The sequence below is a fragment of the Vibrio sp. 10N.222.49.C12 genome, from assembly GCF_041475025.1.
Classification (GTDB): Bacteria; Pseudomonadota; Gammaproteobacteria; order Enterobacterales; family Vibrionaceae; genus Vibrio; species Vibrio crassostreae_C.
The window spans coordinates 11,961-32,958 of the sequence record NZ_JBFRVF010000019.1 but is presented as its reverse complement, the minus strand read 5'-3'; the positions used below and the strand labels follow the sequence as shown (position 1 = coordinate 32,958).

The 20,998-nt window shown below is 45.3% G+C and carries 20 protein-coding genes; 6 read left to right on the top strand and 14 right to left on the bottom strand.

Annotated elements, in window-relative coordinates; genetic code table 11:
• Positions 1-10: 10 nt before the first annotated feature.
• The gene (folD, locus tag AB4583_RS05885) at positions 11-868 is read left to right on the top strand and encodes a bifunctional methylenetetrahydrofolate dehydrogenase/methenyltetrahydrofolate cyclohydrolase FolD (RefSeq protein ID WP_017062367.1); all 858 of its coding nucleotides are present in this window, start codon (positions 11-13) and stop codon (positions 866-868) included.
• Between the two features lie 117 nt (positions 869-985).
• Here the strand turns inward: folD and AB4583_RS05880 are convergent, their stop codons facing one another.
• The 5 genes from AB4583_RS05880 to AB4583_RS05860 form a co-directional block, all read right to left on the bottom strand.
• On the bottom strand, positions 986-2,800 hold the full coding sequence (locus tag AB4583_RS05880; protein WP_372116755.1) for a cation:proton antiporter: 1,815 nt from the start codon (positions 2,798-2,800) through the stop codon (positions 986-988).
• 164 nt (positions 2,801-2,964) lie between these two features.
• Positions 2,965-4,164 (bottom strand): NupC/NupG family nucleoside CNT transporter, encoded by a 1,200-nt coding sequence (locus AB4583_RS05875; protein WP_017070735.1) that lies wholly within the window; start codon positions 4,162-4,164, stop codon positions 2,965-2,967.
• Positions 4,165-4,369: 205 nt separating this feature from the next.
• Positions 4,370-5,290, bottom strand: a complete 921-nt coding sequence (locus AB4583_RS05870; RefSeq protein WP_017063421.1) for a LysR family transcriptional regulator — start codon at positions 5,288-5,290, stop codon at positions 4,370-4,372.
• Between the two features lie 135 nt (positions 5,291-5,425).
• Positions 5,426-6,424 (bottom strand): lytic transglycosylase domain-containing protein, encoded by a 999-nt coding sequence (locus AB4583_RS05865; RefSeq protein WP_372116753.1) that lies wholly within the window; start codon positions 6,422-6,424, stop codon positions 5,426-5,428.
• A 30-nt stretch (positions 6,425-6,454) separates the two neighbouring features.
• Entirely contained in the window at positions 6,455-6,745 is a 291-nt protein-coding gene (locus AB4583_RS05860; RefSeq protein WP_017062372.1) for a YcgL domain-containing protein, read from the bottom strand.
• A gap of 219 nt (positions 6,746-6,964) precedes the next feature.
• On the opposite strand from AB4583_RS05860, the gene minC reads away from it, so the two are divergent.
• The 3 genes from minC to minE are packed head-to-tail and all read left to right on the top strand — an operon-like array spanning position 6,965 to position 8,731.
• Complete coding sequence (minC, locus tag AB4583_RS05855) at positions 6,965-7,627, top strand: septum site-determining protein MinC (protein ID WP_017063419.1); 663 nt, start codon at positions 6,965-6,967, stop codon at positions 7,625-7,627.
• Positions 7,628-7,648: 21 nt separating this feature from the next.
• Entirely contained in the window at positions 7,649-8,461 is an 813-nt protein-coding gene (minD, locus tag AB4583_RS05850) for a septum site-determining protein MinD (protein WP_009848498.1), read from the top strand.
• Positions 8,462-8,467: 6 nt separating this feature from the next.
• Positions 8,468-8,731 carry a cell division topological specificity factor MinE gene (gene minE / locus AB4583_RS05845; protein ID WP_010436847.1) on the top strand — a complete coding sequence of 88 codons (264 nt, stop codon included), beginning with the start codon at positions 8,468-8,470 and terminating at the stop codon, positions 8,729-8,731.
• Positions 8,732-8,860: 129 nt separating this feature from the next.
• Here the strand turns inward: minE and rnd are convergent, their stop codons facing one another.
• From rnd to AB4583_RS05805, 8 genes are all read right to left on the bottom strand, one after another.
• Positions 8,861-9,979 (bottom strand): ribonuclease D, encoded by a 1,119-nt coding sequence (rnd, locus tag AB4583_RS05840; protein ID WP_017062374.1) that lies wholly within the window; start codon positions 9,977-9,979, stop codon positions 8,861-8,863.
• Positions 9,980-10,122: 143 nt separating this feature from the next.
• Positions 10,123-11,817 (bottom strand): long-chain-fatty-acid--CoA ligase FadD, encoded by a 1,695-nt coding sequence (gene fadD, locus AB4583_RS05835; RefSeq protein ID WP_017062375.1) that lies wholly within the window; start codon positions 11,815-11,817, stop codon positions 10,123-10,125.
• 106 nt (positions 11,818-11,923) lie between these two features.
• Positions 11,924-12,775, bottom strand: coding sequence for an alpha/beta fold hydrolase (locus AB4583_RS05830; RefSeq protein ID WP_372116798.1), 852 nt, complete (start codon positions 12,773-12,775; stop codon positions 11,924-11,926).
• Positions 12,776-12,823: 48 nt separating this feature from the next.
• Positions 12,824-13,384, bottom strand: a complete 561-nt coding sequence (locus tag AB4583_RS05825) for a Slp family lipoprotein (RefSeq protein WP_017070299.1) — start codon at positions 13,382-13,384, stop codon at positions 12,824-12,826.
• 35 nt (positions 13,385-13,419) lie between these two features.
• On the bottom strand, positions 13,420-13,725 hold the full coding sequence (locus AB4583_RS05820; RefSeq protein ID WP_017062378.1) for a hypothetical protein: 306 nt from the start codon (positions 13,723-13,725) through the stop codon (positions 13,420-13,422).
• A 72-nt stretch (positions 13,726-13,797) separates the two neighbouring features.
• Positions 13,798-14,499, bottom strand: a complete 702-nt coding sequence (tsaB, locus tag AB4583_RS05815) for a tRNA (adenosine(37)-N6)-threonylcarbamoyltransferase complex dimerization subunit type 1 TsaB (protein ID WP_372116751.1) — start codon at positions 14,497-14,499, stop codon at positions 13,798-13,800.
• 59 nt (positions 14,500-14,558) lie between these two features.
• Positions 14,559-16,487, bottom strand: coding sequence for an ATP-dependent DNA helicase (locus AB4583_RS05810; RefSeq protein WP_017063417.1), 1,929 nt, complete (start codon positions 16,485-16,487; stop codon positions 14,559-14,561).
• 160 nt (positions 16,488-16,647) lie between these two features.
• On the bottom strand, positions 16,648-16,848 hold the full coding sequence (locus AB4583_RS05805) for a hypothetical protein (protein ID WP_017062381.1): 201 nt from the start codon (positions 16,846-16,848) through the stop codon (positions 16,648-16,650).
• A 301-nt stretch (positions 16,849-17,149) separates the two neighbouring features.
• On the opposite strand from AB4583_RS05805, the gene purU reads away from it, so the two are divergent.
• The gene (gene purU, locus AB4583_RS05800; RefSeq protein WP_029235131.1) at positions 17,150-17,983 is read left to right on the top strand and encodes a formyltetrahydrofolate deformylase; all 834 of its coding nucleotides are present in this window, start codon (positions 17,150-17,152) and stop codon (positions 17,981-17,983) included.
• A 315-nt stretch (positions 17,984-18,298) separates the two neighbouring features.
• On the opposite strand, the gene AB4583_RS05795 is transcribed toward purU, so the two are convergent.
• Positions 18,299-18,895 carry a VOC family protein gene (locus AB4583_RS05795; RefSeq protein ID WP_017070298.1) on the bottom strand — a complete coding sequence of 199 codons (597 nt, stop codon included), beginning with the start codon at positions 18,893-18,895 and terminating at the stop codon, positions 18,299-18,301.
• A gap of 347 nt (positions 18,896-19,242) precedes the next feature.
• Between AB4583_RS05795 and argS the strand changes: the two genes are divergently transcribed.
• On the top strand, positions 19,243-20,976 hold the full coding sequence (gene argS / locus AB4583_RS05790) for an arginine--tRNA ligase (RefSeq protein ID WP_017070297.1): 1,734 nt from the start codon (positions 19,243-19,245) through the stop codon (positions 20,974-20,976).
• The last annotated feature ends 22 nt before the right edge of the window (positions 20,977-20,998 follow it).

The following is a 20,998-nucleotide window of genomic DNA, read 5'->3' as shown; positions in this document are numbered from 1 at the left end:
AAGGAAATTCATGACTGCTCAAAATATTGATGGAAAGCTAATTTCTCAAACGGTTCGCTCCGAAGTTGCTGCACGTGTAAAAGCTCGTACTGAAGCTGGATTACGCGCTCCGGGCCTAGCGGTTGTTTTAGTGGGTGAAGACCCTGCTTCTCAGGTTTACGTTGGAAGTAAGCGTAAAGCGTGTGAAGAAGTTGGCTTCGTATCTAAATCTTACGACTTGCCAGCCACTGCGACAGAAGACGAATTGTTAACACTTGTAGACCAACTGAACGACGATCCAGAGATCGACGGTATTCTTGTTCAACTGCCTCTACCAGCAGGCATTGATAGCACTCACGTTCTTGAGCGTATCACGCCAGAAAAAGACGTTGATGGCTTCCACCCCTACAATGTCGGCCGTTTGGCTCAGCGCATGCCTAAGCTTCGCTCTTGCACGCCAAAAGGCATCATCACGCTGCTTGACCGTTACAACATCGATTTACGTGGTAAGCACGCGGTTGTGGTTGGCGCATCAAACATCGTAGGTCGCCCAATGACGCTAGAGCTTCTTCTAGCAGGTTGTACAACGACAACATGTCACCGCTTCACCAAAGACCTTGAAGGCCACGTGCGTCAAGCAGACGTTGTTGTAGTTGCCGTAGGTAAGCCAAACTTCATTCCTGGTGCTTGGATCAAGAAAGGCGCTGTTGTGGTCGATGTGGGTATCAACCGTTTGGAATCTGGCAAACTAGTGGGTGACGTTGAATACGACGTAGCGAAAGAAAGCGCAAGCTTCATCACGCCTGTACCGGGTGGTGTTGGTCCAATGACAGTTGCGAGCCTAATCGAGAACACCATGATCGCTTGTGAGCAATTTCACTCGAAGTAATCCGCAGCGCATATAAATAAAATTAGAAAGCCGCAACGTGATGAACGCTGCGGCTTTTTTGATACTTAGACATTCGTTTTGAAACAGGGCAACTCGTTTTTGATGCACTGCGATTCGCTACTTATCTGGATTCTCGACTTTTTCCGTCTGTTCAGAAGGCGGTAATAAGCTAATAAGCTCACACTCCGTTGATATGAGTTTTTCCAACTCAGATCCTTGTGTAATTAAACGGAAATCACCGCCAGTAATCACCCCAAGAGGAATGGCTTTAGGGTACAGCGCGTTAAACTCGTTTAAATCAAATGCCTCGGTCAAACCTGTACTTTTAATTTGGCTACCCTGAGCCATCAGTGAGTTAAGCTTAGAATAGGTAATCCCTTCCGAAAACAGACTTCTATTGCCATCGCGTCTCACCTGGTGCCTTTCATGTTTATTCTCTGAGGATTCAAGCTCAAACACCTTATTTCCACCAAACTCGTCTTGATAGTGCATGCTAACTAACGGGTTGGTTTGACGATAAGGCGACACGATCATCGCACGCCCTATTCCATCCAATTCCAGATTATTTTCAGCGTGGCTCGAAGCTGGGTTACCAAAATAAACATTCAAGTTTTCCATACGCGCTAAACGAATGCTCTCCCAGTTCGTATCGGCAAGCACACTGTTGATGTTGTGTGTGGCTAGCACCTTGGCAAATTGTCTTGCAAAGTGAGTGGCGCCAAAGAAGATAACCCCTTGCGCTTTCTCTTGAGTGACCCCTAGCCTTCTCGCCCACCAGCTCGCGGTTAAGCTCTGAATCACAACCGTACCAATAATGACTAAGAACACCATGGGCACGAGCAGATCTGCGCCTTCAATCAATTGCTTCTCTTGCAGTTTTATCGCAAACAGAGAAGAAACCGCGGCTGCTACGATCCCGCGAGGTGCCATCCAACTCAAAAACCATTTATCCGCCGAATTAAGATCCGTACCGATCCCGCTGATCCACACGCTTAACGGGCGAGCCACCAACATAACCACCGCTAGCAACCCAATACCGCCCCAACCTATCGAAAGGAAAGCCCCCGAATCGAGTCGACTGGCTAACAGAATAAACAACGCAGAAATAAGTAACACGGTCAGGGTTTCTTTGAATTCGATGATGTCTTCGATGTCCAAGCCCTTCACGTTGGCAAGCCAGATCCCCATGATGGTCACGGTTAATAAACCCGATTCTTCACTCAGATCATTAGAAAACGAGAACGCCGCCAACATTAGCGTCAGCACAGCCACATTACGTAAATAGTGCGGTACCCAATGCCCTTGCAGCATCTTGGCAATCAAATGGCCACCGATGATCCCTAAGCCTAAACCTATGACTAACGTCAGGCCCAGAGCTGACAGAACGTGTCCGGTAGGGTCGGCAGAAGAAACAATGTACTCGTAGACGAGAACCGCAAACAGAGCGCCAATCGGATCAATTACTATCCCTTCCCATCGCAAGATACTGCCTAACGAAGATTTAGGCTGAATACTGCGAAGCATGGGCACGATTACCGTAGGGCCAGTTACCACAACTAATGCACCAAACAGTGCGGCTAACGGCCAACTGAAGTCCACAAAGTAGTATGCCCCCACCACGATACACGCCCATGTAATCAACATGCCGAAACTCACGAGGTGAGTCACCATCCGGCCATGGCCTCTGATTTCTTTGAAATTTAGGGTCAATGCTCCTTCAAACAAGATGATGGCAACCCCTAAGGAGATCATAGGAAACAGCACATCACCGAAAATGGCATCGGGATTTAGAATATTCAGGCCGGGACCTAACAATAGGCCAACGATAAGGAGAGGGAGAATGGCGGGAAGACGTAAACGCCAGCCGAGCTGCTGACAAGCTAAAGACAAGAGTCCAATTAACGCCAAAGAAGAAGTAATCGACAAATCCATTTGTGCCCCTAAAAGGTTTGCACCACACCCTGTGGTACAAACTATTCAATGAAATAAGAAAGCCTACGTTCTTACACTATAGGTTCTCTTTTTCACGCTAACCGAATATTATTGTGATTAATCAGTCACTTTACTATAGGGGGAGTAAAGTCATGATCAGTTAACTATAGAGAAAGTACAACACCAGCAATAGCAGCACTCATTAGGTTAGCAAACACACCTGCACAAATTGCTTTGAAGCCATATTGTGAGATGAAAGAGCGACGCTCTGGAACTAAGCTGCCCAAACCACCGATAAGAATCGCCATGGTAGAGATGTTAGCAAAGCCGCATAGAGCGAAAGTTACGATCGCTTGTGAGTGCTCACTTAGCGCCTCTTTAGCATCCATTAGTTGGATGAAAGCCACGAACTCGTTCACGACAATCTTGTTACCGATCAATGAGCCCGCAACCACAGCCTCAGACCACGGCACACCGATCAGCCATGCAACGGGTGCGAACACATAACCTAGTAGAAGTTCGAAGCTTAGGTTTACGCCAAACCAACCACCAACAATACCTAGCAAGCCATTCAGCATTGCAATCACACTGATAAAGGCAAGTAGTGTCGCACCCACCGCAACGGCAATACGAAGTCCAGACATAGCCCCATCTGCCATTGCCTCAACTACGTTTGTTGCTCGTGGAATTTCAACGTCAGACTCAATATTTTCTTGAGCGTCATCTGCGCTACCTGGTACTAAGATCTTAGCCATCAATAGGCCAGCAGGTGCAGACATAAATGCAGCTGCGATCAGGTAATTTAGATCAACGCCAAGCGATGCGTAACCCACTAGCGTACCACCAGCGACAGAAGCCAAACCACACACCATCACAGCAAACAGTTGTGAATCCGTCATGTGCTTCAAGTAAGGCTTAACCACCAATGGAGCTTCAATCATGCCAACGAAAATGTTTGCAGTCGCAGACAGTGACTCCGCACGACCTGTGCCCAAGAACTTTTGTAGTGCGCCACCGATAAGGTTGATCACCTTTGGCATAAAGCCGATGTGGTACAAACCAGAGATCAGTGCAGAGAAAAAGATAATGATGCCTAGAACGTTAATCGCGAAAACAAATCCGTTATTCGTTAGGCCACCAAATAGGAAGTTAATCCCCTCTTGACCGTAGTTGATCAAGCTAGATACCGCACCTGTGGCTGCATTCAACGCTTCTTTACCCATTGGTACATACAGAACCAACAGCGCGAATGAGATTTGTAATAAGAAAGCCAAAGAGACTGTTCTTAGTGGAATATTTTTTCTGTCCGTAGATAGTAACCAAGCGGCAACTAAAATAGTGATAATTCCAAGTAGCGAAGCCATGTGCGTCAACCTAAAAGTTGTAGATAGGAAAGGCGACGCATTCTATAGAGGAAATCGTTTGCGGCAAGCTGAGGTTGTTAATGTGATGTTGGGGTAATCACGATTTAACTATGAGTATAATTAAGTTATTGAATTTTAATAATTAACTTTGATTAAAAAGCGTACTTTTTCCATATGGAAATTATATTTATAGATTAGGAAACAGTTAGCGATGCAGTTCAACGCAAGTTTTGAGGTTTTTGTCCCAATACGTCGGCGACCCGATATGATCTTTAATGAACTCAATCACTGCTGAAAGCTTCTTCGGCATATTCTTTCGGCTCGGGTAAACGGCATAGAATGGCATCAGCTGACTGGCTCTCCACTCTGGCAATACTTGAATGAGCTTGCCCGTTCTAAACTCTTCTTTCACTAAGTAAGTCGCCAAATAAGCAACGCCCCACCCTGATACTGCCGCGTCTCGTACTGCCTCAGCCAAATCGACTGAGTAATCGCCCGCGACTTTGACGCTGAGGTTTTCTTGCCCGTTGTCAAACGCCCACGATGTGTAATCTCGTTCACGGCTGCGATAGATAAGACAGTTATGGTCAATCAAATCGGAAGGTACATGTGGCGTCCCAGCCTTAATCAGATAATCCGGTGACGCAGCCACCACAAACTGACTGTCGGCTAATCGCTGCGCAATGTAACCTTCAGGCAAATCTTCATTGTTGGTGATCCAGAGATCCAAGCGCTCTTCAATCATGTCCACCTTATAGTCGAACAAGTGGACCTCGATTCTCAACTGAGGATAAAGCTGTCTGAGTTGATCAATCGCCGGAATGATATGGAGTGTACCAAATGACTGCGACAAACCGACGCGTAGTATTCCAGAGATATCATCGCGCTGGCTATCCATATCCATCTGAGCTGCTTTCACTGTGTTAAACAGCTGCTCACAATGTTGATAGAACACGTCTCCCGCTTCAGTCAGCGTGAGGCTTCGTGTGGTTCGTTGTACCAACTTGATGCCGATTGAGTCTTCAAGCAAAGCGACTTGCTTACTGATATGAGACACCGAAACGTTCAAGCTTTTTGCAGCACTGGTAAAGCCTTCGTGCTTGATCAGCGCATGGAATATCACCATCTGTGCAGCCCTATCTGTTAGCACAAGATCACCTTATTAAATCTCTGAAATATAAAATCAAAAAGGACTCCGAAGAGTCCTTTAGTTCGTTCTGCCTATGATAGGCCAAATGCTATTCAAAGCGACTTAGGTCTGTTAATCAAACTTAATTCTGTCGGCTAGGTGGCTTACTGCCAAAGCAAAGTAGTAAGAACGATTCCACTTCATTAACACATTGTAGTTGTTATAAATGAGGTACGAACGTCCGGTTTCATCATCCGGCATGATTAACCAAGCTTTAATGTCTTCATCAAGTGTTGGCAGTGGGCGATCGTCATAGCGTTTAATACCGAGTTCAGACCACTCTTTTAAGTATTTCGCTTTGTCTTCGTCTCGACCTTGTAAATCGATCGACACAGTTGACGGAACATGAACCTGACGACCCCAAGTATATTTGTCATCCCATCCTGATTGGCTGAGATAATTTGCCGCTGAAGCAAATACGTCTTCTTCAGTGCCCCAAATGTCTTTCTTACCGTCGCCATTACCATCAGCCGCATATGCTAAGAATGAGCTTGGCATAAATTGAGGCTGACCCATTGCGCCCGCCCAAGAGCCTTTCATCTCTTTTGGTGCAATATGGCCTTGATCAAGAATCTTCAACGCCGCCATCGCTTCGCTGCGGAAAAACGCTTCTCTGCGTCCTTCGTAAGCCATGGTCGTTAGCGCATCGATAACACTGTAGTTACCAGTGAACTTACCAAAGTTACTCTCAACACCCCATAGCGCGACAATGAATCTTGGTTGAACACCATATTCATCACCAATACGCTTTAGCGCTGTGTAATGCTTCTTATAAAGTGATCTGGCTTGCTTCACTTTCCAATCAGGCACTGCTCGTGGAATGTATTCATCCAGAGTCAGTTTTTTCTCAGGTTGATTCTTGTCGGCTTTCACCGCTCTTGGCTTAAACGTTACACCATCAAAGGCTTCATCAATGATCGTTTCAGAGATGCCTTCTTCACGGCCTTGTTGCTTTAGTTTTTCTACATATTGTTCGAAGCTCAATTCTTCAGCGTGCACTGAGCTAATGGTCAAGCTATTAACCAATAGTAATGCCGACACAGCCAATATGGTTTTCGAAAATTTACTCAACGATCATTCCTCCTTGAATTGAGGTGGCTATCACTCTTCGTCTTGAGATTTCTGTTGAGCTTTACGCTCTTTATGAAGCTCAAGTTCGTTAACTGGTGGTGGCGGAACCTGTAAAAAGAAACCATCGGTATTCAGTGATTCTTTCACTTTTTCGATGTTTACTTGAGCCAGTTTACGGCCATCCATTTTAATTACCATTACAAAACTAGGTTTACCAAACATTTGCATCAATGCGTCAGGAACTTGTGAAAAATCATCCTTCTTAGGGATATAAAGGTATGTTCCTTCTTTCTTTGAGCTTTTATATATAGAACACAGCATGACAAACCTTTTAATTGATTATGACTACAAAACTCTCACTTGCGAGATCAATAGTTTATGTTAGGGAAATATTGGGAACAAAACGTCCATTTGACAACAAGATTACTTGCTGTGCTTGGTTTGGGAATATAACATGATAAACCTAGTTTCAGGCAATGCCCTTTATTTTATTGATAAAGAAATTGTACTAATCCGCTATTGAGGTCCTGTAGTTTTTCGATGTCTAGTAACCCAGATCTAAAAGGTAGCAGCTTTACGCTATCTGTTTTGCACTTATCCGATGATCAAGTCGAAAATGCAGTCTCTTTTCTTCAAGAGAAAGTAGACCAAGCACCTACGTTTTTCGCTGCCGCACCTGTTGTTATCAACATCAGTAAAGTCGCGGGCGATATCGATTTTGTGCAACTTAAAAATGGTATATCTCAAGCGGGTATGATCCCGGTTGGTGTGGCAGGCTGTTCTGATAAGCGAATGCAAAACCTCGCTAAAGAAGCCGGTTTTGCAGTGATGACGGCAAGCAAGTCGCCATCTCAAGCTCCAGCGAAAATGGCACCAATCAAAGTGATTAGAACCCCTATTCGTTCTGGTCAGCAGGTTTATGCGAAAGATGGCGATCTATTGATACTCAGCCATGTGAGTGCAGGCGCGGAAGTGATTGCCGATGGCAGCATCCATATTCATGGCACTTTACGCGGCCGTGCGATTGCAGGTGCAAGTGGTCAAACTGAAGCAAAAATAATTTGTAATGACTTACAAGCCGAGCTGGTTTCCATTGCTGGAAATTACTGGCTCAGCGATCAAATTGAAAGCGAGTACTGGCAGAAGAAAACCATGTTCAGTATGGCAAACGATGTATTACACGTTGATGTCCTCGCAATATAAGAGAAATAAAAGGAAAACAGAATGGCACGCATTATCGTTGTAACGTCAGGTAAAGGCGGGGTAGGCAAAACGACCTCCAGTGCAGCTATTGCCTCGGGTCTGGCTTTAAAAGGAAAGAAAACCGCAGTTATCGACTTTGATATCGGTCTGCGTAACCTAGATTTAATCATGGGTTGTGAGCGTCGTGTTGTGTACGACTTCGTTAATGTTATCAATGGTGAAGCGACGCTGAACCAAGCGATGATCAAAGACAAGCGCACAGAGAACCTGTTCATTCTTCCTGCTTCTCAAACTCGTGATAAAGACGCACTAACAAAAGATGGTGTTCGTCGTGTATTTGATGAACTGGATGAAATGGGCTTTGATTTCATCATCTGTGATTCTCCTGCGGGTATCGAACAAGGCGCTCTTATGGCGTTGTACTTCGCTGATGAAGCGATTGTAACCACCAACCCAGAAGTCTCTTCAGTACGCGATTCAGACCGTATTCTAGGTATTCTTGACTCTAAATCTCGTCGTTCTGAAGACGGCTTAGAGCCAGTGAAAACACACCTTCTATTGACTCGCTACAACCCAGCACGTGTAACTCAAGGTGAGATGCTCAGTGTTGAAGACGTTGAAGAAATCCTGCACATCTCTCTACTGGGTGTAATTCCAGAGAGCCAAGCGGTACTGAACGCATCGAACAAGGGTGTTCCAGTTATCTTTGACGAAGCAACCGACGCAGGTATGGCTTACAATGATACTGTAGAGCGACTACTGGGTAGCCAAGTTGACTTCCGCTTCTTAACGGAACAGAAGAAAGGCATCTTCAAACGACTGTTCGGGGGCTAATGCACAATGTCATTATTAGAGTTTTTTAGACCACAGAAAAAGACAACCGCAAACCTAGCCAAAGAACGTTTGCAGATCATTGTTGCCGAACGACGCAGCCATGACGACCCAGCGCCGTCTTACCTGCCGCAACTAAAAGAAGACATCTTGAAGTGTATTGCCAAGTACGTTGAGGTCGATCCATCAATGGTTGATCTGACTTTTGAACACAAAGATGACGACATCTCAGTGTTAGAGTTGAATGTTAAGCTTCCAGAAGAAGATCGATAATCTTTCTGAACAAGATTGGCAGGTAATACACTTGCTTGTATTGATTGAATAAAAAAGAGAGCCTAGGCTCTCTTTTTTGTATGTGCAGTTTATAACTGTAACTAAGTTAGGCTTTAAAGCAGCAAGCGGTTATTTGATCGCTTTACTCAGCTTTTCGCCAACCACATCTAAACGCCAGCCTTGCATAACATCAGGCAGCTTTTCTGGGTTACGATCGTGCTTCCACACCCAGCTTAACATTTGGTTAAGTTGCTTCTTCGATGCCAAGAATTCCGTCGCCAAACCACTGTGTTGTGATGCTGTTTTCACTTCATCTTTCAGCACTTTGAAGAGTTGCTTGTAGCCAGGGAAGTCCATTAGACGTTCTACTGGTGCTGGGTACTCTTCTTCTGGTGTATGTTCCGCTAACTTTACGATTGAGCTGATCTTCGCACCATGGCGACGCACAGAGCGGTAATCAAAACCCTCTTGCTCCATGTGCTTGGGATCTTTCATCGCAAAACGCGCCACAGCCCATAGGTCTTGTTCTTTGAAGACAAAGTTCAGCGCTAAATCGCGCTTGATTGCTTCTTTTAGACGCCAAGTTGCTAGAGGTCGTAAGATCGCTAATTGCTTAGGTTTAAGCTGCCACGCCCCTTTAATATCAAGGTAGGCTGTATCTGGGTTTACTTTACGAATGCGCTTGGCAACTTGTAAATCAGACTCTTGCTGAGCCGCTTCCCACCAGCCAGCTTCCATCACTTTTTCTAGAAGCTTGTTGTACATTGGCATTAGGTAATGCACGTCTGCTGCTGCGTAGTCCAATTGTTTTTGAGAAAGCGGACGCGCTAGCCAGTCTGTGCGAGATTCACTCTTATCGAGATCGACACCGACAAACTCTGAAACCAGAGCAGCAAAGCCCGTTGATAAACCATGACCTAAGAAAGCCGCCATGATCTGTGTATCAACCATTGGTGTTGGTGTACAGCCAAATGCGTTTTGGAACACTTCCAAATCTTCACCGCACGCGTGCAGCACTTTCAATACTGATGCGTCTTTCAACAAGGTAACGAACGGTGTCATGTCATCAAGAGCAATAGGGTCAATCAGTGACAGCGTTTCACCATCAAATAACTGAATCAAGCCTAATTGAGGGTAATAGGTTCTAGTACGAACGAACTCCGTATCAAGCATAACGACATCGGCTTCACGTGCTTGTTGGCAAACTCGCTCAAGGTCTTTCAATTGGGTAATGATTTGATAATCCACAAAAACTCTCACAGGTTTCTATTTGATCGCCGGATACAAAAATGCCGACATTAACTGTCGGCATTCTAACACCATTTTTCAGCGCTCGCTTAGATTAAGCGCCTCAATGGTTTTGGTGCAGTACTTTCGCGCAAACGGGCTAATTATTCGCTAGCGCGTTTCGCAAGTTCTGCATCGTTTTCTTCACGCAGTACGCGGCGTAAGATCTTACCTACGTTAGTCTTTGGAAGATCATCTCTGAACTCGACTAATTTAGGGATTTTGTAACCCGTTAAGTGCTCACGACAGTGCGCGATAATGTCTTCTTTGGTCAGGCTAGGGTCACGCTTCACAACGTAGATCTTAACCAATTCACCAGACACTTCATGAGGTTGACCGATAGCTGCTACTTCAAGCACTTTACCATGCAGAGCCACAACGTCTTCAATCTCGTTCGGGTAGACGTTGAAGCCTGATACAAGAATCATGTCCTTCTTACGGTCAACGATGTACAACAAGCCTTCGTCATCAAACTTAACGATGTCACCTGTCGATAACCAACCGTCTTGATCGATCACTTCTTTGGTCGCTTCAGGGCGCTGCCAGTAACCTTGCATCACTTGAGGGCCACGAACTTGTAGCTCGCCTACTTGGTCATTAGCAATAACCTTACCTTCATCATCAACAATACGAACTTCTGTCGATGGTACTGGTAGGCCGATAGCACCTGTGTAGTCTTTCAGGTCGTATGGGTTACCCGTTACCAGTGGTGAACACTCAGTTAAGCCATAGCCTTCCAATAGGTGAATGCCTGTCGCTTTCTTCCATTGCTCAGCAACAGCGCGTTGAACCGCCATGCCGCCGCCAACAGATAGGCGTAGGTTACTGAAATCCAACTCGTGGAAATCTTCGTTATTAACTAGCGCATTAAACAAGGTGTTTACGCCGGTAATTGCGGTAAACGGAACCTTTTGCAGCTCTTTAATAAAGCCAGGAATGTCACGAGGGTTAGTAATTAGAAGGTTACGACCACCCATCTCAACAAACAGTAAGCAGTTCACCGTCAGTGCAAATACGTGGTAAAGCGGTAATGCCGTTACAACCAACTCGCGGCCTTCTTGCAGAACAGGACCGTAAGCCCCTTTCGCTTGAAGTACGTTCGCAATCATATTGCGGTGCGTTAGGATTGCGCCCTTCGCTACACCTGTTGTACCACCAGTGTACTGTAGGAACGCGATGTCATCACCCGCCATGAACGGTTTCACATATTGAAGACGACGACCTTTGTGCAGCGCTTTTCTGAATGAGATAGCACCCGGCAGATCATACTTAGGCACCATGCCTTTTACGTATTTCACTACAAAGTCGACAATTGTCCCTTTCGCGCGTGGCAGCATTTGCCCTAGGCTAGTTAGAACAACGTGTTTAACCGGCGTGTTATCAACGACTTTCTCTAGCGTGCTCGCAAAGTTAGATACGATAACAATCGCCTTTGCACCAGAATCGTTCAGTTGATGTTCAAGCTCACGAGGTGTGTACAGTGGGTTGACGTTCACTGCAATCATACCTGCACGCAATACACCAAATAGTGCAATTGGGTATTGCAGTAGGTTTGGCATCATTAGCGCGACGCGATCGCCCTTCTTCAGTTTCAAGTCATTCTGTAGGTAAGCGGCAAAAGCACGGCTGCGCTCTTCAAGCTTACGGAATGTCATAATCGAGCCCATGTTCTCGAATGCAGGTTGGTCCGCGTACTTCTGTACCGACTGTTCAAACATTTCTACAAGAGATGGGTACTGATCTGGGTTGATCGTTTCTGGTACGTCACTTGGATAACGTGAAAGCCAAGGTTTATCCACGATGTTACTCCTCGTTTATCAGCTGACGACTGCTTCGCCGCTTTTTATCATTGCGGTATTACAGCACAGCTTTAGTGCATGAGCACTAAAAGGCTCAAACACTTGTTTAAATTTTGTTAACTACACCAAGAATTAGCTCTGAAACTAGCTCTGGGCTCTCTAAATGACAATGATGTCCACCAGGAACAGTCTCTATATTTAGAGGACTATGGGCTGATTTGTAGCGATTATGCTGCAAATGTCGGAATCCATCATTTCCTAAAACTATTAATTGAGGGCATTCAATAGCCGCCATGATCGCTTCAGCGTGCGCCTGTGACATTCGATATAACGAGTCACATTTTAGGTTAGGGTCGCATCGCCATTGCCAAGAGTTATCTAACTCGACAATTCCTCGCTCGACAATAGGAGCAATTAATTCAGCATTGATTTGATTGGCGTGAGCTCTCAGCTTAATAGCATCCTCAAGGCTTGCCAGAGGACGTGAAGGCTTTCTTCGCTGTCGAAGACGACTGAGTACCCCATCTCTCAAGCGAGAAACCGTTTCTTGGGGAGCTTCTGAAAGAGGTCCGTGACCTTCAATTTGAATTAATCCTGACACCTTTTCAGGAAAGGCGGCACTATAGCAACTTGCGATCAATGCACCAAGTGAATGTCCTACCAGTACCAGTCTGTTTGGCGATAATTTAGTCACCAACTGATGCAAGTCATCAATATAATCATGAAATGGGTAGTAACTTCCCGATTTGTGCGACGAGAAGCCGTGTCCGAAGAGATCGATAGCAACAAGGTGAGCATTGGGCGCAAACTTGGCGACTTGCTGCATAACCGGATTAAAGCTGGACGAATTATCCAACCACCCATGAATAAAAACGACCGTCGTTGCGGTCGTTTGTGGGTTGCCAATCTGTTGTGTTGCAAGCGTCCCGCTCGCAAGGGAGTATGACTTTTCAATCATCAAACACTTAGTTCCATCTGTTTGCGCAATCAACGTCTAAAAAGTTAATTACTCTACGTCCTGTATCACTCGACCTTGTCTTGGCATCGTTTGAAAACTGCGACAATGTAAACTTCTGCACGAGTAGTAGGTTGGTGCAAAATCGTTAACAACAACACGCTCAGTGATGTTCCACAGTCGTTGGTTGTCCACTTTCATTACAGGGAAGGTGTAAGGGTATTCCCCTATTTTTCCATCTTCACTCCCGCTTGACTGACCAACCAAAGTAATCAGACGACCTTCTGCAAAGCTTAGAGGCTCAACGTACCCTTCAATATAACCAACAAAACGTCCGCTTGGCTCTGCGTCTAGATCTGGCTTACCGCTACTCGAAATCGGCATATTAGCAACTTCGATTCGAGTCTTATCTTTCAAGTTGGTTACTTTAGAGATGACGCCACCCAATCGAACACTTTTCGCCTCCGGTAGTTGGTCGACCCACTGTTGGTAATCACTAATTACAGGCTCTGATTTTGCTTCAAGTTCGCTAGGAAGTGATGAACACCCGGCAAGTACCAAGACACCAAGAGAAAGGGCTATTAAGCGTAATTTAGAGAGATAATTTGACATGGTTCTGGTCCTTAAACAGGCATTAATAAGAAGCTCTAGATGTAGATATCGACACCGATAAGCTTTGCAAGTTCTTCTTTCTTCGCCTGATTCATTACATCCATATACTCTTCCATAGCCTTACGTCCTCGGCCTTCTGGAAGATCATACTGGATTTGAGCCTTGTGTAGTTCAGACTCTTTAACTTGACGAATAGAGTGAGAAACAGCATTAGCGACCTTAGTCGGTTGCCCAACCGCAGTGCTAGCATCAGATTTTTTTGCCTGCTCCTTCTTTTTAATTCGATTCGGCTTAGACGTGCTGCCTATCGAAGAAGGAGGTAAGTTGTTAATTGATACCATGACTAAATATCTGCCCTCTCAAATCTAAATAATACGCATTTAGACCTAATTTGCATCAGAACCTTGTAAAAATTATTCGCGACCTGGCAGTTTCTTCCAAGTCACTTTGTCACGAAGATAAACTGGCTCAGATTCTTCTGCTGCAACCGCTTTACCTTCTGCGTAAGCAAATTGAGCAAGGAACGCCATATCTTGAGCTTCTGGGAATAGCACTTCACATGCTTTGGTGTTGATCGCTAGAGTATCCATATGTTCTGCGTACGCTTCCCAACCTGTACCGACTTTTGCCCATGTTTCAGAGTCCGCTTCAAGCTGCGCTGCCAACTCACTCGGTGGTGTAACACACTCTGCATCAACCGCAGTCCAACGACCATCTTCTTCACGGCTGTAGCGAGCCCAGTACACTTCACTCATACGCGCATCAATCGCTGTCGCAACATGAGTTTCACCAAATTTACGGTAGCTGCCTTGCGCCATCGCAGCCAGTGTAGAGACACCGATCATCGGTAAATCCGCACCAAAAGCCAAGCCTTGAGCAATACCAATACCAATACGTACACCCGTGAAACTGCCTGGACCTTGGCCAAACGCGATAGCATCAATATCGGTTAAAGCGACATTCGCTTCTTTCAGTACTTCATCAACCATAGGTAGAATTTTTTTTGTATGGTCTCGAGGAGCCTCTTCGCTACGTGCGAACACCTGGTCACCAATTACTAATGCAACTGAACAGTTTTCAGTTGCGGTATCTACTGCAAGAATTTTCGCGCTCATTTGTGTCTCAAATATTCGTTATCTAATCTAAAAATAATGGCTAAACTCAACAATGCCAATTACTCAGCAGCGGTTGAATGGTCTTTAGCTAAGAATTCTTTAATGACCCCTAAGTCACGTGTACGAGGGATAGGCGGTAAACTCGCCAAAAATATGCCACCGTAATCGCGAGTCACCAATCGGTTATCGCAAATAATCAAAGCACCATTATCGCGCTTGTCACGTATCAATCGGCCGACACCTTGTTTCAAGGTAATCACAGCGTCTGGCAACTGTACTTGTGCAAAAGGATCACCCCCTTTTAGCTTACAGTCCTCGATTCGAGCCTTAAGTAAAGGGTCATCAGGGGCTGTAAAGGGCAATTTATCGATGATAACACAGCTTAATGCGTCGCCCCTAACATCTATCCCCTCCCAGAAAGCACCTGTAGCCACCAGCAATGCGTTACCTAATTCCATGAATTCGGCTAAGGTTTTTTGCTTACTTGTCTCACCTTGCAATAGAACGGGAACCGAGAGGGTTTCACGGAATCGCTCCCCCAACTCTTTCATCATGCTGTGTGAAGTACACAAGAAGAAACAGCGGCCTTGGTTTTGCTCAATCACAGGAGTCAGCATTCTTACTAGCTTATCCGCGAGACCGGGGCTATTCGGTTCTGGAAGATAACGAGGCACACATAAGCGCGCTTGATTCGGATAATCAAACGGGCTCGGCAGTGAAAACTGTGCCGACGGTTTTAACCCTAATCGAGAAGTAAAGTGTTCGAAATCATCCGACACCGCCAAGGTTGCTGAGGTAAACACCCATGCGCCCGGCTTCAGCTCAATCTGTTCGTGGAATTTATCGGCGACAGAAAGCGGTGTGATATGCAGAGCAAAGTGGCGCGGTGTAGTGTCATACCAATACGAATAGCCAGTGATCGACACATCGCACACACGTTCGATACGCGACTTAATCATATTTGCGCGTTCGAAAGCGGTATCTAACAACTGGCTTCGCCCAAGTGCTAACTTCAATACATCAACAGCAAGTTGCAGAGCATCTTGCAAACGAACTAACTCGCGTGCAATCGACTCGGATTTCAAAGCTTCGCGCCAGTTACCACGAAAGCCGGTATCACCAAGCACAATACGCAGATCGGCTGACGATTGAACGAGCCTATCCCCTACTTTCTGTAGCTGACGCATGTCTTTGGCTTCAGTTCGGTAAGCAATTTCAATGTCTTTGGCTAACTCTTGGATCTGTCGACTGGAAACCGATTGTCCGAAGTACTGGCTGGCGATGTCAGGAAGTTGATGTGCTTCATCGAAAATAAACACGTCAGCTTCAGGTATCAATTCGCCAAATCCGGTTTCTTTGATCGCCAAATCAGCTAGGAAAAGGTGGTGGTTTACGACCACCACATCGGAATCCATCGCTTTTTTACGCGCTTTAAGCACAAAGCAATCGGTATAGCTTGGGCACTCTTTACCCAAGCAATTATCATTGGTCGAGGTAATGGTTGGAATAACCGGGCTGTCTTCAGCGATATCATCACAATCGCCTAAATCACCCGTTTGAGTGGATGACGACCAACTACGAACTTTGACTAACTGAGCCAGCAGCGTTGGATCGGTATGAGCACCATGACTCTCGATCATTTGGCGGCTGAGTCTGTCCAAACACAAGTAGTTTGAACGTCCTTTGAGCAACGCAACTTGACCATAAAAGCCAAGCGCATCGACCATCAAGGGTAAATCTCGGTGAAACAGCTGTTCTTGAAGGTTTTTAGACCCCGTACTAATGATGGTTTTCTTGCCACTAAGCAGCGCAGGCACTAGGTAAGCAAACGTCTTACCAGTACCTGTTCCAGCCTCAACAACCAACTGGCTTTGATTTTCAATAGCTTGTGAAACCGCTTCAGCCATGTCTAACTGAGCTTGTCTTGGTTGAAACCCAGGGATAGCTTTGCCCAGAGCGCCATCAGCAGAAAACGTTTTAGATATCATAGAGTACGAAGTTTAGAAAAAGAGAAGGAGAATTATGGCAGGTTTAGTGAGCCGGCGCGAATCAAGAATGACTTCGCACCGGAGGTGTTTGGTTTGGCTTGACGTGGCTTAAGTTACCTTGAAGGTAAGAATTGAAGAAGTAGGAATTAGAGAATCGTTTTTATTTTCGACTGAGATAACGTGATAGCCAAGGAGCACCTTCAAAATGGTTATCACCAGGCTGTATGGCTTTCGCTGCATCGGTTGGTGAGGTCTTACTTTCCCACATTTCATCTAGAACATGACCATCTAATTCGGTACCTCTCGCCAATGAATTCACTCGCTTGCAGTACAGTTTTTTGGCTAGTAACTCTTTATCCATAAGTATCACCTCTATTTTTGGCCAAGGCGTAAATGCCTCGGTTGAAGTTCAAATGCGTACTACGGTCAAAACTTTTAAAAATGAAGCTTCTGCCTGTTTTTCTATCTAAAAACTGATATTTCTATATCAAACAATTTATCAAAGCGATAAATCAGCAGCAGAATTTGTTGAAACCAACTTGATAATAGATTAATTATAACGGTGATATTGCGGCTCAGTTCACCGTTCGACGGCCTGCATTAAATTTGAAGAATCCCTATTTCATATAATAAGTGCAACATTTCATGGAAGTAAGATGCAAATGGAAAGAAAAACTTTACTAACACATTGTACTGATGCCCCGGGCCTCATCTCTAAGATCACCAATATTTGTTATAAGCACCAACTCAATATTATTCACAACAATGAGTTCGTAGATAACACAAGTGGCCACTTCTTTATGCGCACCGAGCTGGAAGGCTATTTCAATGATGAAACCTTGCTTGCCGATTTAGACCAAGCCCTGCCACCAAATACGAAACGTAAGCTTGTTGATTCGTCTCGCAAGCGTGTTGTGATACTCGTGACCAAGGAAGCACACTGCCTTGGCGACATTCTAATGAAGAACTTCGATGGCAGCTTAGACGTTGAAATTGCGGCCGTTGTCGGTAACTACGACATTCTACAAAGCCTAACCGAGCGTTTTGACATCCCTTACCACCATGTTTCTCACGAAGGGCTAAACCGTGAAGAACATGAGAAAAAGATGCTAGAAGTGATTGACCAGTACGAGGCGGATTACCTTGTTTTGGCTAAGTACATGCGAGTGCTGACACCAGGTTTTGTTGAAAAATACCACCACAAGATCATCAATATCCACCACAGCTTCTTGCCAGCATTTATTGGCGCGAAGCCATACCAACAAGCGTATGAGCGCGGCGTGAAGATCATTGGCGCAACGGCACACTTTGTGACGAATGATTTGGATGAAGGTCCAATCATCAAGCAAGATGTTATCCCTGTGGATCACAACTTCAGCGCGAAAGACATGGCACAAGCCGGTCGTGACGTAGAGAAGAATGTATTAAGTAAGGCGTTAAACAAGGTGATCAATGATCATGTGTTTGTTTACGGCAACAAGACTGTAATTCTGTAAATCGGATATTCGATTTCCGGTAAGACTTCCAGTTAGAACCCAATAAAAAACGCGCAATAGGGAAAGCCCATCGCGCGTTTTTTGTATCTGATGATCAGACTCGCTTTGAGAGATTCCCGACTACGCTCCTTCGTCGCTATCGGGAATGACGAACTCGGTGATGAACCTTCGAGCTATAGGCTCTAACATACGCTCTCGAACGCTCAGTCTGTCACTATCCAAAGATAGACTCTGGAAAATTTCATCGAACACCCCGTCATTCCGACGAGCCAAGGCGAGATCAGGAATCTCTTTCCTAGCAACTCTCTATTCAAATTAAGCCTGTTCTGATTCCACAATCTTCTTCAAAGAGTGTGGATGCAGCTTGATGCAAATCCCTTGATGTTTAAAAGCCACTGTTGGGTTATTCAAGCGTTCACCCTCGCCTTTCGGGCTAGAGAGTTTGATCTTAACGCCTTGCTCACCCAGCGTTTCAAAGTTAGCAGCGAACTGCGGGTAAGTTTCTTTAAGATCCGCTAGATACTCATCAGCTGTTTGGGCATGAGAAGGAATCACAAACTCTACATGTTCCCAATCTTGGCTTGGGTAAATCTTACCTTCTGCTGGATATGGCAGCTCCAAACATTCAATTTTCCAGCCAAGGCTTTGCAAGGGTTCATCGAAAGCCAACACCACAATTGGACGACCATTAATCATCGCCTCAGAAATCATAGAGCCGTACTCAGACCACGCTTGATGGGCAGATTTCGCTAGCTCAGTGTCATTGATTCGCAGCGCAATATGATCCGCTTGAGCAAAGCTTAAATCCAAACCTAATGTATTTCCTAGGCTCTCGATTTTTGCCATAAAAGTATCAAGGCGGGCGATCATTTGTTGTGGTTCTAGTTCAGCTTGCTTCAGGCTCATCATCATTGTCTGTGTTCTCCAAATAATGGCTGCATGTTATCAGTTTTGCCTTTTGCAACAAGCGTTGCTTTTACAAAAAACACTCAATAACTATGTTCTTTTCGCTCCTTAAACATGCAAACGCGTCTTGCTAAAAGTCGATTGTCAAAAACCACTCAGGAAATGTTAATTTTCTATCAATTCGACCTATAAGAAACCGCACAAAATTGGTATGATTACCGCCATTTCTGTGAACTTAAACAGAGTCTGCTGCTGATTTTGGCATTAAATCGTTAACTAGAAGCATAATTAACCAATTTAATGACCAAGAATTAACGGCCACTCTTATCATCCTTGAATTGAAGGAAACGCGTGTGAATATCCAAGCACTTATTAATGACAAAGTATCTCAGGCTCTAGAAGCCGCTGGCGCACCTGCAGGCTCTCCTGCTGCTGTTCGTCAATCTGCAAAACCACAGTTTGGTGACTACCAAGCAAACGGCGTTATGGGCGTTGCTAAACGACTAGGCACTAACCCACGAGAATTTGCTCAAAAAGTATTGGACGTTCTAAACCTAGACGGTATCGCGTCTAAAGTTGAAATCGCAGGTCCGGGTTTCCTAAACATCTTCCTAGATGAAGCTTTCCTAGCCAAACAAGCAGACGCAGCATTGGCTGACTCTCGCCTTGGTGTTGCCGTTGCTGAAACGCAAACTATTGTTGCGGATTACTCTGCGCCAAACGTTGCTAAAGAAATGCACGTTGGTCACCTACGTTCAACTATCATCGGTGATGCAGTAGTTCGTACTCTAGAATTTCTAGGCCACAACGTTATCCGCGCTAACCACATCGGTGACTGGGGTACTCAATTCGGTATGCTTATCGCAAACCTTGAGCGCGTTCAGGCTGAGTCTGGTGAAGTTTCAATGGAACTTGCTGACCTTGAAGGCTTCTACCGTGAATCTAAAAAGCTCTACGATGAAGACGAAGAGTTCGCAGTTAAAGCACGTGGCTACGTTGTTAAACTGCAAAGCGGCGACGAGTTCTGCGCAGAGATGTGGAAGAAGCTTGTTGACGTAACAATGATTCAAAACCAACGCAACTACGATCGTCTAAACGTGTCTCTAACACGTGATGACGTAATGGGCGAAAGCATGTACAACCACATGCTTCCAACTATTGTTGCGGATCTGAAAGAGCAAGGTCTTGCTAAAGAAGATGACGGCGCACAAGTTGTATTCCTAGACGAATACAAAAACAAAGATGGTGACCCAATGGGCGTTATCATCCAGAAACGCGACGGCGGCTTCCTTTACACAACAACCGACATTGCTTGTGCAAAATACCGTTTTGAAGAACTAGGCGCAGACCGCGTTCTTTACTTCATCGACTCACGTCAACACCAGCACCTAATGCAAGCTTGGACTATCGTTCGTAAAGCAGGTTACATCCCAGAATCTGTTTCTCTTGAGCACCACGCATTCGGCATGATGCTAGGTAAAGACGGTAAACCATTCAAGACTCGTGCAGGCGGTACTGTTCGTCTTGCTGATCTTCTTGATGAAGCCGAAGTTCGTGCAGCGCAGCTAATCGAATCTAAGAACCCAGAACTAGCAGAAGACGAGAAGAAAGCGATCGCGAACACTGTTGCTATGGCAGCGGTTAAGTACGCAGACCTTTCTAAGCACCGCACTACTGACTACGTGTTCGATTGGGACAACATGCTTGCATTCGAAGGCAACACAGCACCATACATGCAGTACGCATACACTCGTGTTGCTTCTGTATTTGCTAAAGCTGGCATTTCTATGGACTCGCTTGAAGGTGAAATCAAAATCACTGAAGAGAAAGAGAAAGCGCTTATCGCGAAACTTCTACAGTTTGAAGAAGCAGTACAGTCTGTTGCTCGTGAAGGTCAACCACACATCATGTGTAGCTACCTATTCGAACTAGCTGGTCAATTCTCTAGCTTCTACGAAGCTTGCCCTATCCTAGTTGCTGAAGACAAAGCTGTTAAGCAGAGCCGTCTGAAGCTTGCTGCACTAACAGCGAAGACGATCAAGCAAGGTCTATCGCTTCTAGGTATCGACACTCTAGAGCGCATGTAAGCGATTCGAGATTCGAGATTCG

Bases quoted from the DNA above. Each gene is read 5' to 3' on its own strand.
- minE (WP_010436847.1), top strand. From the start codon at position 8,468: ATGTCATTATTAGAGTTTTTTAGACCACAGAAAAAGACAACCGCAAAC.
- AB4583_RS05870 (WP_017063421.1), bottom strand. From the start codon at position 5,290: ATGGTGATATTCCATGCGCTGATCAAGCACGAAGGCTTTACCAGTGCT.
- tsaB (WP_372116751.1), bottom strand. From the start codon at position 14,499: ATGAGCGCGAAAATTCTTGCAGTAGATACCGCAACTGAAAACTGTTCA.
- AB4583_RS05830 (WP_372116798.1), bottom strand. From the start codon at position 12,775: ATGATTGAAAAGTCATACTCCCTTGCGAGCGGGACGCTTGCAACACAA.
- AB4583_RS05810 (WP_017063417.1), bottom strand. From the start codon at position 16,487: ATGATATCTAAAACGTTTTCTGCTGATGGCGCTCTGGGCAAAGCTATC.
- AB4583_RS05880 (WP_372116755.1), bottom strand. From the start codon at position 2,800: ATGGATTTGTCGATTACTTCTTCTTTGGCGTTAATTGGACTCTTGTCT.
- AB4583_RS05805 (WP_017062381.1), bottom strand. From the start codon at position 16,848: ATGGATAAAGAGTTACTAGCCAAAAAACTGTACTGCAAGCGAGTGAAT.
- AB4583_RS05860 (WP_017062372.1), bottom strand. From the start codon at position 6,745: ATGCTGTGTTCTATATATAAAAGCTCAAAGAAAGAAGGAACATACCTT.
- AB4583_RS05875 (WP_017070735.1), bottom strand. From the start codon at position 4,164: ATGGCTTCGCTACTTGGAATTATCACTATTTTAGTTGCCGCTTGGTTA.
- purU (WP_029235131.1), top strand. From the start codon at position 17,150: ATGGAAAGAAAAACTTTACTAACACATTGTACTGATGCCCCGGGCCTC.
- minD (WP_009848498.1), top strand. From the start codon at position 7,649: ATGGCACGCATTATCGTTGTAACGTCAGGTAAAGGCGGGGTAGGCAAA.
- AB4583_RS05825 (WP_017070299.1), bottom strand. From the start codon at position 13,384: ATGTCAAATTATCTCTCTAAATTACGCTTAATAGCCCTTTCTCTTGGT.
- folD (WP_017062367.1), top strand. From the start codon at position 11: ATGACTGCTCAAAATATTGATGGAAAGCTAATTTCTCAAACGGTTCGC.
- minC (WP_017063419.1), top strand. From the start codon at position 6,965: ATGTCTAGTAACCCAGATCTAAAAGGTAGCAGCTTTACGCTATCTGTT.
- AB4583_RS05795 (WP_017070298.1), bottom strand. From the start codon at position 18,895: ATGATGATGAGCCTGAAGCAAGCTGAACTAGAACCACAACAAATGATC.
- AB4583_RS05820 (WP_017062378.1), bottom strand. From the start codon at position 13,725: ATGGTATCAATTAACAACTTACCTCCTTCTTCGATAGGCAGCACGTCT.